The sequence below is a fragment of the Sphingobacterium sp. UBA6645 genome (genome assembly GCF_002455685.1).
GTDB classification, from domain to species: Bacteria; Bacteroidota; Bacteroidia; order Sphingobacteriales; family Sphingobacteriaceae; genus Sphingobacterium; species Sphingobacterium hotanense.
On record NZ_DKLH01000042.1, the window covers coordinates 49,573 to 63,332 of the forward strand.

The 13,760-nt window shown below is 41.0% G+C and carries 10 protein-coding genes and 1 tRNA gene; 5 read left to right on the top strand and 6 right to left on the bottom strand.

Annotated features, from left to right (window positions below; translation table 11 throughout):
* Positions 1–88 precede the first annotated feature (88 nt).
* From bamA to B2400_RS06895, 3 genes are all read left to right on the top strand, one after another.
* Positions 89–2,662 (top strand): outer membrane protein assembly factor BamA, encoded by a 2,574-nt coding sequence (gene bamA / locus B2400_RS06885; protein WP_293932062.1) that lies wholly within the window; start codon positions 89–91, stop codon positions 2,660–2,662.
* Between the two features lie 61 nt (positions 2,663–2,723).
* The gene (locus B2400_RS06890; protein WP_260040867.1) at positions 2,724–3,257 is read left to right on the top strand and encodes an OmpH family outer membrane protein; all 534 of its coding nucleotides are present in this window, start codon (positions 2,724–2,726) and stop codon (positions 3,255–3,257) included.
* A gap of 97 nt (positions 3,258–3,354) precedes the next feature.
* Positions 3,355–3,912 carry an OmpH family outer membrane protein gene (locus B2400_RS06895; protein ID WP_149526792.1) on the top strand — a complete coding sequence of 186 codons (558 nt, stop codon included), beginning with the start codon at positions 3,355–3,357 and terminating at the stop codon, positions 3,910–3,912.
* A gap of 78 nt (positions 3,913–3,990) precedes the next feature.
* Here the strand turns inward: B2400_RS06895 and B2400_RS06900 are convergent, their stop codons facing one another.
* A complete protein-coding gene (locus tag B2400_RS06900; RefSeq protein WP_293932064.1) occupies positions 3,991–5,682 on the bottom strand; it encodes a GMC oxidoreductase in 1,692 nt (563 codons plus the stop codon).
* A gap of 256 nt (positions 5,683–5,938) precedes the next feature.
* Between B2400_RS06900 and B2400_RS06905 the strand changes: the two genes are divergently transcribed.
* Both B2400_RS06905 and B2400_RS06910 read left to right on the top strand, forming a co-directional pair.
* Positions 5,939–7,231, top strand: a complete 1,293-nt coding sequence (locus B2400_RS06905; protein WP_293932066.1) for a (Fe-S)-binding protein — start codon at positions 5,939–5,941, stop codon at positions 7,229–7,231.
* Positions 7,232–7,243: 12 nt separating this feature from the next.
* Complete coding sequence (locus B2400_RS06910) at positions 7,244–8,038, top strand: (Fe-S)-binding protein (RefSeq protein WP_293932068.1); 795 nt, start codon at positions 7,244–7,246, stop codon at positions 8,036–8,038.
* 136 nt (positions 8,039–8,174) lie between these two features.
* Here the strand turns inward: B2400_RS06910 and B2400_RS06915 are convergent.
* The 5 genes from B2400_RS06915 to B2400_RS06935 all read right to left on the bottom strand — a co-directional run bounded on the left by B2400_RS06915 (position 8,175) and on the right by B2400_RS06935 (position 13,580).
* Positions 8,175–8,258, bottom strand: a tRNA-Leu gene (locus B2400_RS06915).
* Positions 8,259–8,313: 55 nt separating this feature from the next.
* Complete coding sequence (locus B2400_RS06920; RefSeq protein ID WP_260040872.1) at positions 8,314–9,192, bottom strand: exopolyphosphatase; 879 nt, start codon at positions 9,190–9,192, stop codon at positions 8,314–8,316.
* 75 nt (positions 9,193–9,267) lie between these two features.
* A complete protein-coding gene (locus B2400_RS06925) occupies positions 9,268–10,290 on the bottom strand; it encodes a Gfo/Idh/MocA family oxidoreductase (protein ID WP_293932071.1) in 1,023 nt (340 codons plus the stop codon).
* 11 nt (positions 10,291–10,301) lie between these two features.
* Complete coding sequence (locus tag B2400_RS06930) at positions 10,302–10,913, bottom strand: hypothetical protein (RefSeq protein ID WP_293932073.1); 612 nt, start codon at positions 10,911–10,913, stop codon at positions 10,302–10,304.
* 90 nt (positions 10,914–11,003) lie between these two features.
* Positions 11,004–13,580 carry a phosphoenolpyruvate carboxylase gene (locus B2400_RS06935; protein WP_293932075.1) on the bottom strand — a complete coding sequence of 859 codons (2,577 nt, stop codon included), beginning with the start codon at positions 13,578–13,580 and terminating at the stop codon, positions 11,004–11,006.
* Positions 13,581–13,760 lie beyond the last annotated feature (180 nt).

Here is a 13,760-nt window from a genome sequence, read left to right on the forward strand (position 1 = left end):
GCGCTGTTAATGCCATAATTTCGTAATATTTCTTTTAACAAAAATTAACAAGACTTTGCTGTACTTTAGCAGACATAATAAAGAGTAGATGAAGCATAAAATTAAACTTACCTTATTACTGACCATATTCTTATTAAATTTTGCGCATGCGCAGATCCCTGGTAACCGCCCGCTAAATTTAAATAACCGAAACGATATCAGTGCATTAGAACCAAAGAGCTATGTTATCGGGGGGATAGAGGTTAAAGGAGCTCAGTATTTGGATAAGGACGTATTGATTACGATTTCACGCCTTACCGTTGGTGAGTATATTGAGGTTCCGAGTGAACAAACGGCCAACGTTATTAAGTTTTTGATGGATCAAAACTTGTTCGAGGATGTGCAGCTTTATGCTACCAGAATTCAAGACGAAACGATTTTTTTAGAAATCCGCGTTGTTGAGCGCCCGAGATTGACCCGCGTTGATCTTAATGGCTTAAGCAAAAGCCAGACAGAGGAAGTTCGCAAGCGTTTAAATGCGAATACAGGTAAGATTGTAAACGAAAATTTGCTTCAGACAACTAAAAATACGATTGAGAAATTTTTACGCGAGAAATCGTATTTATATCCGGAAATAAAAATCACTACTAAAAAAGACTCTGCGCAAAGCAACAACGAGATTGTTGTAGTTGATGTAGAGCGTAATAAAAAGATTAGAGTTAGAAAAGTTGAATTCGAAGGAAACGAAGAATTCAGCGACAAGCAATTACGCAAATACTTAAAAGGTGTAAAACCTAGAGCTTGGTTCCGTGTATTTGGTCCTGGAAAATTCAAGGAAGACAAATACGAAGAGGCTAAGGAAAAGCTAGTTGCTAAGATGCAAGATAAAGGATATCGTGATGCGCAGATCTTAAAGGATAGCGTTTATCGTTATGACAATAACGAGGTTGCTATTGATTTCGACATCTACGAAGGTCCTAAATACTATGTTGGTAATATCGATTGGGCAGGAAACGCGAAATATAAAGACTCGGTTTTGAATATCTTATTAGGTATTCAAAAGGGCGATGTTTATAGCGAGGAGAAATTGAATTCGAAGCTTTCTGGTCCTACTAGAAACTCGGATGATATTGCTGCAATCTACCAGAACGATGGTTATTTAACTTTCAACGTTCAGCCTGTTATCAAACGTATCTACCAAGATACGGTGGATATCGAGATCCAGATGTTTGAAGGTAAGCAGTATACAATCAACAATGTAATCCTGAAAGGTAACGACGTAACGAATGACCGTGTTGTTCTTCGTTCGATCTACTCTAAGCCAGGTCAAAAATACTCTCGTGAGTTATTAGTGCGTTCCGTTCGTGAAATTTCACAATTGGGAATGTTTGATGAGCAGAAGGTTACTCCTATGCCGACAAACTTGAACTATGAAGAAGGAACGACAGATATCGAATTCACGGTTGCTGAAAAACCTTCTGACCAAGTGGAGCTATCCGGTGGTTATGGTGCAGGACAAGTAATCGGTACTTTAGGTTTAACATTTAATAACTTCTCGACGAGCAATTTCTTTAAGAAAGAGGCTTGGAAGCCACTTCCACGTGGAGATGGTCAGAAATTAAGTATTCGTGGTCAGACTTCCGGAAAACGCTATCAATCGTATAGCTTCTCTTTCTCGGAGCCATGGTTAGGCGGTAAGAAACCAATCTACTTTGGATTGAGTGCTTACATCTCTAACTCGCAATCGCAATACTATAACCCACAAACTGGGCGTTATGAAGGATATGCAAACAACCCTAAGATTCAAATGCACGGGGTGACAGCTACCTTGGGTAAGCGTTTGCAATGGCCGGATAACTACTTCCAGATCAACAGTTCTTTATCTTACCAACGTTATAAATTGGAGAATTACGGAAACTACTTCTTGTTCTCTAATGGTACTGCAACGAATATCAACTTTACACAAGAGATCAGTAGAAACTCGATTGACGCGCCAATCTACCCTACTTCGGGTTCGCACTTGAAGTTCAGCGTGCAGTTGACTCCTCCTTACTCGGCATGGAATAATATTGACTATGCAACAGCGCCAGATAACGAAAAATACAAATGGACGGAGTATCACAAGTGGAAGTTTGATTCACAATGGTACACGAAGATCGTGGGTAAATTGGTATTGAAAACACAAGCACAGTTTGGTTACTTAGGTACTTACGGCGATAGAACACCAACTTCACCTTTCGAGCGTTTCAAATTAGGTGGTGATGGTATGCAAGGATTCGACTTCTTACAAGGATCTGAGATTATCGCGATGCGTGGATATGCGAACGGTACGGTTATCCCTGCAACGACAGGTAATAATATGCAGAATATCGCCATCCAGTCTGGTAGCCCGATCTATGCGAAATATCAAATCGAACTACGCCACCCAATCATGTTGAATGAGCAAGCAACCGTATTTGCTTTAGCATTCGCAGAAGCTGGTAATACTTGGAACAAGTTTGATGAAGTAAATCCATTCAAGGTTCGTCGTTCTGTTGGTGTGGGTGCTCGTATCTTCTTACCTATCTTTGGTATGTTAGGTATCGACTATGGTCATGCCTTGGATCCGATTCCGGGATTACCGACATCACAGTGGAAACAAAACTTTACGTTCAGTATCATCCAGAATATGGGAGGATTTTAAGATTAAACTTTTTAGCACAATATTTGTCATAAACAAAGAAATGATTAAAATTTGTACCTCTATGAAACGAATATTAGTATTAGTAGCTATGCTAGCCTTTATGGGCAGTGTATCATATGCGCAGAAATTGGCTTATGTGGATTCGGAATATGTAATGAAGCACATCCCAGAGTATACCAATGCTCAAAAGCAATTGGATAACTTATCCCAACAATGGCAAGCGGAAGTTGACAAGCAATATGCATCGATCGAGACTTTGTATAAAGCTTACCAGAATGATGCTCCTCGTTTGAATGAGGACATGCGCAGACGTCGTGAAGACGAGATTGTAAATAAAGAGAAATCAGTTAAGGAGTTTCAACGCGGGAAATTCGGTATGGACGGTGAGTTATTTCAACAACGTGAGAAGTTGATGAAGCCTATTCAAGACCGTGTTCAGAAAGCGATTCAAGACGTTGCACGAGCTCAGCAATATGATTTCGTGTTAGACAAACGTAGTGAAACATCCTTCCTTTACGCTAATCCAGCGATGGACAAGAGTAACGAGGTTATTACGAAGTTAGGATTGAAGCCTAATGCATCGTTAGCGAACTAAGATTTTTTATTATTATTGTGTAACTAATTTTTAACTAGATAATTTAAAATAGCAAAAAACCTTATATCTACGTATATAAGACATTAACATGAACAGCATGAAAAATTTATTGAAAAGTGTAGTAGTAGCATCAGGAGTTTTATTGGCGGCAAACACTGCAAGTGCGCAACAAAAAATCGGACATATCAATACTGCAGAAATCGTTCAGTCGACTCCAGAATTTCAAGCGGCAGAAGCACAAATGAAAACCTTAAGCGAAACAAAACAAAAAGAGCTTCAAGGAATGTATGCTGAATACCAAAAGAAACAAAACGACGCAAACGAGAAGTTGAGAAACAGAAGTGAAGCAAATAAAGAGTCTGTAGATGCAGAGGTTCAACAAATCGCTAATTCCATGCGCGAGATGGAAACTCGTATCCAAGATGTTCAACGTGTAGCACAAGAGGACATTGGTAAAAAACAACAAGAGCTTTACGCTCCTATCGAGCAAAAAGTATTCACTGCAATCAACGCAGTAGCTCAAGAAAAAGGATATGCTTACGTGTTAGACGTGTCTAACGGTGGTATTCCTTACTTCGGTGGTGGCGATGACTTAACAGCTGATATCAAGAAAAAACTAGGTATTTCTGCTACAGCAACACCAGCTAAGAAATAAGTATTAGATCTTATTGAAAATAAAAAGAGGTCTGTATCAATTTGATGCAGACCTCTTTTTTTAGGGGTATGATGTACTTTAAAGATTTTGTTTCTTCATTTCCTCCATCGCATAGTTAGCTGCTCTCGCTGTTAAAGCCATAAAGGTTAGCGAAGGGTTTTGTGTTCCGGTGGATGTCATCGATGCACCGTCCGTTACGAAGACGTTCTTACATAGATGCATTTGGTTCCATTTATTGAGGATGGAGGTTTTTGGATCATTGCCCATCCTTGCTCCTCCCATTTCGTGAATATCGAGCCCCGGGTTCTGCTGGCTGTTATTCTTATAAATATTCTTGGCTCCAATGTATTCTAACATCTCAGCGGCTTGATTATGGAAGTCCTCCATGCTCTTCTGGTCATTGTCGTCATATTGAACAGAGGTGATAAGCTGCGGCATGCCAAACTTATCCTTTTTATCATCACTTAGACGGACGTGATTGCTCTCTTTCGGAATGGTCTCTCCTTGCATCATCATACCGATCCCCCATCCGCCAAGTTCGGTTAAACTATCCTTGAAATCTGCGCCTACTTGCATTTCCGACGGCACCCCGCGGCGGCGATAGGCCGAGAAGAAGGATGCGTATCCGCGCAGAAAGTCTGTTTCTTGTTTTTTGACATTCCGGAAATTGGGAATGATGGGCTGCGTTGGTCTCCGACCATAGTAATATTGATCTTCAAAGCCATCGATACTCCCGCCTACGCTTCCTAGATAATTGTGGAAGGCGATGTATTTCCCTAAAACACCGCTGTCATTGCCCAATCCGTTCGGGAAACGAGCGGACTTGGAGTTCAACAGGATAAGATTGCTCGCCAGTGCGGATGCATTTAGGAAAATCACCTTGGCTTTGTATTGGGTTGTTTCGAGGGTTTCTGCGTCTATGACACGCACCCCGGAAGCTTTCTGACTATTCTCATCAAAAAGAATGGATTCAACGATGGCATTGGGCTTTAAGGTTAGATTTCCTGTTTTCTGCGCCCAAGGTAGCGTGGAAGCATTTGAGCTAAAGTATCCTCCAAATGGACAGCCTCGTTGACACATCGTCCGGTTTTGGCATTGCGTCCTCCCCTGTTGAATATGAATAGGCTGAGGGGAAGAAATATGCGCGCAGCGTCCAGAAATAACCTGTCGGTCTGGATATTTCGTAGGGATTTTCTGCTGTATCATTCTTTCGACAGCATTCAGGTCGAAAGCTGGAAGAAACTCGCCATCGGGCATAGCAGCATTGCCATCGCGATTTCCGGAAACACCGATAAACTTCTCGACGTAGCTATACCAAGGGGCAATATCTTTATAGCGTATTGGCCAATCGACGGCAAAGCCATCACGCGCGGGTCCTTCGAAATCAAAATCACTCCAACGCTGTACTTGTCGCGCCCAGGTCAATGATTTGCCGCCAACTTGATAGCTCCGTATCCAGTCGAATGGATGTTCTTGTATATATTCTTGATCTTTGTCTTTGGTGAAGAAATGCATGGCATCCTCACGGAAAGCATAGCATTTTGAAGCAATAGGATTTTCCTGACGGACAGCATTACTGAGAGCATTATGATGTTCGAATTGCCAATAATCTGTATAGGCAGTCGGGTAATCTTTGATATGCTTCACGTCTCTACCCCGCTCCAGAACCAGCGTTTTGAATCCTTTTTCGCAGAATTCCTTCGCTGCCCATCCTCCGGAAATACCCGAGCCAATGACAATTACATCAAACTGATTTGTTTCAGACTTCATTATGTTTTTCGATAGATTGAGAATGGAATGATTCCATTCATTGATTTTGGTTGTATGCTGCAATTTACAAAAGACTACGCAAATAAGTTAGGTTTTTGTACGATTGAATTAATAATGTTATTTTGTAAAACTAGATATGATAGACATCTATGCCTTTATCCGATTGCGCCAATTATTTTTAATGTTTCTAAATAATTTATTATGCATGCATAGTATAGTCGGTTTTTTTATCTTTGTTATACCTAATTTGTAAACTATGATAGGTCAGATACTGTTCGGCGTCTTATTAATAGCGTCTCTAATTCTATTCTTCATCAATGCGAAAAAGATTTACCGTAACATCAAGTTGGGCAAATCGGTCAATCGTTTTGATCGTCCTTCGGAGCGATTGAAGATGATGCTTTTAGTCGCTTTTGGTCAGAAAAAGATGTTTAAAAGACCGATTCCAGCATTGCTGCACTTGTTTGTGTATGTTGGGTTCTGTATTATCAACATCGAAATGTTGGAGATCGTGATTGACGGACTATTCGGGACACACCGGGTATTCTCCTTTATGGGCGGCTTCTACAACTTCCTGATCTATGCATTTGAGCTATTGGCGTTTTCTGTATTATTAGGCTGTGTGATCTTCTTTATCCGAAGAAACTTCTTAAAACTGAAGCGCTTAAATCAAGCTGAATTAAATAATTGGCCAAAAACAGATGCGAACCTGATCCTGACTGCAGAGATTTTATTAATGGCGGCATTCTTGTTCATGAACGCCGCAGATCAGAAACTGCAGGCACTAGGTGCAGAACATTATCATACTGCTGGTGCTTTTCCGGTTAGTTCTTATTTGGTCAATCTATTACCTGATGAAGTCAGTAGTTTGATACTGATCGAACGTTTTTGCTGGTGGTTCCATATCATCGGTGTATTTGCTTTCTTGAACTACTTACCTATTTCCAAACACTTACATATTCTTTTGGCATTCCCTAACACGTACTTTACACGCTTGGAACCCAAAGGAAAGTTTGATAATATGCCATCTGTGACTGAAGAAGTGAAGGTGATGTTAGATCCCTCGCTCCCTCCTCCTACTGGCGAAGCTAGCCGTTTCGGGGTAAAAGATGCGTTGGATTTAACTTGGAAAAACTTGCTAGATGCTTACACCTGTACGGAATGCGGACGTTGTACATCTTCCTGCCCTGCAAATATCACAGGTAAGCTACTATCGCCTCGTAAGATCATGATGGATACCAGAGACCGTATTGAGGAAATTGGAAAGAACATCGACAAGAATGGAAGCTTCCAGGACGACGGAAAGGCTTTATTGGATAATTACATTACTAGAGAAGAGATATGGGCTTGTACGAGCTGTAATGCTTGTGTGGAGCAATGTCCTGTCAACATTAATCCACTAGTAATCATTATGGGCTTGAGACAGTATGCGGTGATGGAAGAATCACAAGCGCCGTCGAGTGTAAATAATATGCTTTCGAATTTGGAGAATAACGGCGCGCCTTGGAAATATTCACAAGCTGACCGCGCTAATTGGACAAATCAATAAGAAGAATTTAACATGGAAAATAATATACATATCCCTACTGTCGCTGAGCTATTAGCAAAAGGAGAATCACCAGACCTTTTGTTCTGGGTTGGATGTGCGGGTAGCTTCGATGAGCGCGCTCAACGAATTACTAGAGACATCTGTAAGATTTTACATCATGTAGGTATCAAATATGCCATCCTCGGAACAGAAGAAAGCTGCACCGGCGATCCTGCGAAGCGCGCGGGCAATGAGTTCTTATTCCAAATGCAGGCAATGATGAACATCGATCTGTTGAATGGTTATGAGATTAAAAAGATCGTGACAGCATGTCCGCATTGCTTTAATACGCTAAAGAACGAGTATCCTAGTTTGGGCGGAAATTATGAGGTTATCCACCATTCGCAACTCATACAATCCCTGATTGATGAAGGCAAGCTAAAGCCTGCTGATGGACATGAATTTAAAGGGAAAAAGATTACCTATCATGACCCATGTTATTTAGGCCGCGCGAATGATGTTTATGAAGCACCTAGAAGAGCATTAGAAGTGTTAGATGCTGATTTGGTTGAATTGAAGCGCTGTAAGGCCAATGGGCTATGCTGTGGTGCCGGTGGTGCTCAGATGTTTAAAGAGCCGGAGAAAGGCGATAAGGACGTCAATGTCGAACGTATTGAGGACGTTATAGAAAGTCAAGCATCTGTTGTAGCTGCAGCTTGCCCCTTCTGCATGACGATGTTAAGAGACGGTGTCAAGGTTAAGGAAAAAGAACAAGAGATTCAAGTTTTAGATATTGCGGAGATTACGGTCAAAGCAAATAAGCTCTAAAAAGCATATAGCAATAAAACTTTCATGCTTCCTTTGAAACACCAACAGGGATGAAAGTTCTTGATGGCCTCTGAAAACAGACACTTTCAGAAAAAAAGCCTTGCAGTTTGCAAGGCTTTTTTATTGCTTTCGAGCGTACCTAGGAGCAGATTCGAACTGCCATGCCCATTCAGGCGCCACCCCCTCAAGATGGTGCGTCTACCAATTTCGCCACCTAGGTATCTATACCGCAAAAATAGAATTATTTTCGATACTTACAACGATTGTGATCTCTATTATTTCTTGAAATTTTTATTGATTAACGTTTGGATTATTCCATCCGCTAAACCAATTCTTGGGGCCGTAATATTTTTAAGATGTCCTACCTTCATGATCGTCAAAAAGATCTCTGCAGCTGGTATAATAACATCGGCACGGTCTTGCTTGAGTTCCAAGATGTTAATACGATCCTTTAAAGAATATGAATTCAGGTAGACGTAAAGAGCTTTCAGTTTCGCATAAGAAATAGGCTTGTCAGCTTTCTCATTCGCAAGTCGCGATAGCTTATTGATGTTTCCTCCGGAACCTATACCATAAATATTTTTATAAGATTTAGTGATATCCTTCACCCAGCGCTTCATATCATCCCATGTATCTGGAGAGTCTTGATTATCTAGGATACGGATTGTTCCCAAATTGAAAGATCTGGAAGCCACAAGGTCACCATTAGCAAACAGGGAAATCTCTGTACTACCACCACCTACATCAATGTACAGATACACTTTATTACGATCCATTGCCGTTTGGCTATGCACATTATAAATAATCTGTGCTTCCACGCCGCCGTCAATAATCTGTATATCTATTCCTGCTTTTTTACATGCTGCAACAACATCAGGACCATTATCTGCATCGCGCATTGCTGAAGTAGCACAAGCCATGTAATCCGTTACGCGATATACATCCATAAGATTTCGGAAAGCGCTCATGGTTTTCACCATGCTTTCAAATTTCCCTTCAGAAATATGTCGGTGGATAAACGCGTCATCGCCTAAGCGTAATGGCACGCGCAATAAGGTGTTTTTACTGAAAATTATTTCGTTTTCTCTTTCAATGATATCAGCAATTAACAACCGGACGGCGTTCGAGCCAATATCTATAGCAGCATATCTCACGTTAGTATATTTGATTTAACGACAATTTTACTTATCCTAGATTAATTAAATGTAAACTTAATATTAAATAGCTGATTATTTACTAGGTTCCAGTATTTCTAATTGCCAAATGATGTGATCTTTGTTTACGAAGTAAGGCTTGTTGTTTCGAATAGCTTCAAATACTTCATCAAACAAGCGCATGTATTCTCCTCGTTCAGAAGGAATCAACGCTGTTTCAAGTTCTTTCAAATCATTCTCAAAAGTTAAAAGCCCCTCCTTGTTCTCAGGTTCAACACCAAAGTCATCTTCCATTGGTGACTTGCCAGCCAAAAGTTGTGCTTCCTGAGTATCTGTGCGCTCTTTTACAAAACTTCCTTTCGTTCCATGGAGCACAAAGCTCGCTTGCGGATTAGCGACAAGTAGGCTCGTAGTGATAAATACATTCAGTCCTCCCGAATAATTTAAAATGATGCTACCGTAGTCATCGACTACAGAGTTCTCCCGGAAGGTCCCTTTGATCTTGGTCATAGACTTAGGTCTACCGAACAGTGCAATCACCTGATCTAATAAATGAGATCCTAAATCGTAAAGAATGCCTGAGGCAGGTTGTTTCTTTTCTTTGAAGGCTTTGACACCGATACTCGGTTTGAAGCGATCAAAACGGATATGAAGTTCTATCGGGCGTCCAACTCTTTCTTCTAGAATTACTTTCTTTAAGGATTGATAATCCGAATCAAAGCGACGATTATGATATGGAAGGAGTAGTTTCCCGCATTCCTCAGCGATTTCAAATAGCTTGGCAGCTTCTTTTGCTGTTGGAGCGACCGGCTTTTCGATCAACACATGCTTACCAGCTCTCAAAGCTTTCTCTGCAAAAGCTACATGCGTATCATTTGGGGTATTGACCACCACAAGTTCAATCTCCGGATCGTTGAGCAGCTCATCGATGGAATCATAACTTATGATATCGGGGTAATCAAGCTGTGCGTTTTTCTTGGATCTTTCGACCACAGCCTTCAATTTGAAGCGAGGGTTGGCCCCTATAAACGGCGCATGGAATATCCTTCCGGACATTCCATACGACATTATACCTGTTATTATTTGCTGATTCAGCATAGGCAATATGCTTAGTGATGCGCGTGCTCTTCTTTACCACCCGCTGCTTTGTAAAGTTCAGCGATAGTTTCAGATTTTGCTACGGCGTAATCTCTTAATTCTTTGTTTGTATTGCGTGACATTCTTCTGAAGTGTTCTTTGACCACTGCAATTTGGTGTTGGATGTGGTGTAAATAGGCTTCATCAGAGTAAACCTCAGCATGGCGAGCGATCTCAACAGGAGCTGCTGCTGCGACTGAGTCAGGTGTTGCTGTGTCTTCTTCTACTGCTACAGTCGTAGTTGCTTCCGAAGGCGCAGTGTATTGCTCAGCACCTAGGATTGGGAAATCTACGTGGAATTTCGTTGCTAATGAGTCTAATTGTGGCATCATCTCTCCGAAAACCTTCGCTACTTTTCCTGAAACCTCTTTAGCTTGCGCTGATCCTACAGTTTCAACATGTTTAGAATAGGAAGCCTCATAAGGAGCGATGGTTCCTACCTGTCTGAAAAAAGCATAAGCATCACCATCAACCAATGTCGTATGTGTATATTTCAATTGGTTCTCATCTGCGGTTTTAAACACGCAAGATGACAATGAAGTACTTGCTAAAACTGCTGCAACAAATAATGTATTTAATTTCATCGCTTTATAATATTTTAAAAACACACAAAAATAAAAAAATATCGCTATTAAGAGGTATAAATTCCTATTTTCATGCAATTCAAAATCATTCTATGCCAAATTTCGACCTGCATTGACAACGCCATAGATGGTTCGGCCGATCAATTTCCGGTAAACGTCCGCCTTTTTCTCATCCAACTTATTACTTTCCAATTTTCTGATGGCGTAATGCTGAATGATTAACAAAGGAAGAATGATTTTCTCACGCTCGCAGATCGATGCTTTTTCAACCGGATAATTCTCCATCAGCTCTGTCATTCCGGTCAGCTTCAATAAATATTCCTTCGTACGGTCGAATTCGTCTTTCAACATCTTCCAGAACTCGCCGAACTCAGCATCATCCTGCATATAGGAAGTGATATTGAAGTTGGACTTCGTCATGGACATCATACAGTTATCAATAATGGTATTGAACATACCAGAATTTTCATACAGATTCTTCACGTAAGACCACATGTTGTTGTCCTCTGCCCACTGTAAGGCAGTTCCCACACCGTAGAATCCTGGAATATTTTGTTTCAATTGACTCCATGCTGTCACAAAACTAATTGCTCTCAAATCTTCTAAGCGCAATTCCTTATCCGAATTACGTTTCACCGGTCTACTACTGATATTAATCGATGCCAAGCTCTTCAAAGGACTTAATGTTTCCAGATACCTTAAGAACTTAGGATGCTTTCTCAAAGACAAGAATTTCTTATGACTCTCAGCTGCCATCTGATCGATTACTTTCTTTTGTTTCGCAGTCAATGTATCACCTTCTTTCTGGCGCAAATCAGAAACAATGCCCGCGTGCAATAACTGCTCGATATTGTATTTGGCAGTATCTAAAGAGCCATATTGCGAACTGATTGTCTGCCCTTGGATAGTCAATTGGATATGGTTGTTTTCAATTTCCTTACCCATGGATGCGTAGAAACGCTGTGTTTTACCACCGCCACGTGCTGGAGGGCCACCACGGCCGTCAAAGAATACCAGATCAACATCGAACTCTCTGGAAATAGCCGTTAGTTCGATCTTCGCTCTATAGATAGACCAGTTTGCCATCAAATAACCACCGTCCTTTGTACTATCAGAGAAGCCTAACATGATCGTTTGCTTATTCCCTCGCTTCTTCAGATGCGCGGCGTATGCTTTATTTGCATATAAGCTTCGCATAACATCCGCAGCACGAGAAAGGTCGTCAACCGTCTCGAACAATGGCACGAAGTCCATCGTCAAGTCCTTCTTTGACCAGCCTTGCCACAGGAAGAGCTGCATTAGCCCTAATATATCAGAAGCTTGTTGACAATTCGAAATAATGAATCGCTGAACAGCACGTTCCGATCCCGACTCTTGAATCTGCTTAATCAATCGAATCACTTTAAGCGTGTCTTCGACTAAAGGTGCCGTCACGTTTTCAATTGCAAGGTCTTTCTCCGAGAAAGTAATTGCTTGTTCCTTCGCATCTTCGTCGTCTCCGATTTCCTTTTTATCGATTCCTGTCTCTTTTGGATATTGGGTCAGCAACCAATTAAAGGTTTCCCGAAGCACACTGCTATCCTGGCGAATATCCAGGGTAGTGAAGAAACAGCCGAAGGTTTGTACCTTACGGATCAAATCCTCCACAATCTCTACAAATAGTCCATCGTGCGTTTCAAGCAACACGCGCTTAACCTCTTTCAAGTTGAACAGGATCTCTTCTGTAATATCCTCTGGATTCTCTTTCGGGTTAAAGCTGTTTTCATACAGCAGCTCCTGCAAGGCATCCAAATACGTTTCAACCCCACGGAAGGTGATTCTACGTTTTACGATTCTAAAATCACGGTAGTAACAACGGAAGAGAATTGTGCGAAGCAACGTTGCGACGCGCTTCGTACTTTCCCAAGTCACATTCGGGTTTCCATCACGGTCTCCTCCTGGCCAGAAGCCAAGCTCGACAATCTGACTAGTCTCCGCGCTTGATAATTCTAATTCGTTGTCGATCTTCGACTGTATCTCAGACGCCACGCGATAAAATACATTCTCCAGGTACCAAGCCAAACTGATTGCTTCATCCACCGGTGTTGGCTTCAATTTATTGATAAATGGAGTCTTTCCTAACTGTTGTAACAGTAGATGAATATTAGGGATATCGTTCAGTTTCAACAACTCAATTAGGTCGTTGATGATCGATAATACAGGTCCTGGATAGAACTGAGTTGGGTGAGCCGTTAGTACTAAGCGCACCGACATATCTCTGAGACGCTGAATCACTTGCTTTTTTGTTTCCGGATTCGACTGTGCAAGTCGGAATACGGAGTCCAATCCTGCGGTTTCATCAGATTTACCAACCGCCTTAAATGCCGAATCTTCCACAGCATCAAACAACACCACTTGGCGCTCAATGTATTGAACAATACGAAATAATAGGTCTAAGCGATCATCTTCTTGAACATACTGTTCATATTGACCGAAAAAACTATCAATAATAGCTTCGGGGGTTAACTTCTCCTCTACTCCCTTTTCGCAATGCGTCGTAAAGAATGGAAGTATAGTCCCCGTGTGTTTCACACGTTGGAACGGCAATGTAAGAAACAAACTTTTAAACAAATCGAAACGCGTCAGCACCTCGTTTTGAAAAGCTGCTTTTTTCTGGCTTAATCTCATAATTAAAACAAAAGTAATTTTATAGTTATTCCCTGAGGATGGTCAGCGAATTACAAATATATAAGTTTTATATAAAAAAGCTTATTTATTTACAATTTTAATATTCCAATCAAACATATGTTGATATTTCAATAAATGATATTTCTTTTCAATTTTAATTTACGAAATTCTTTGACTTAA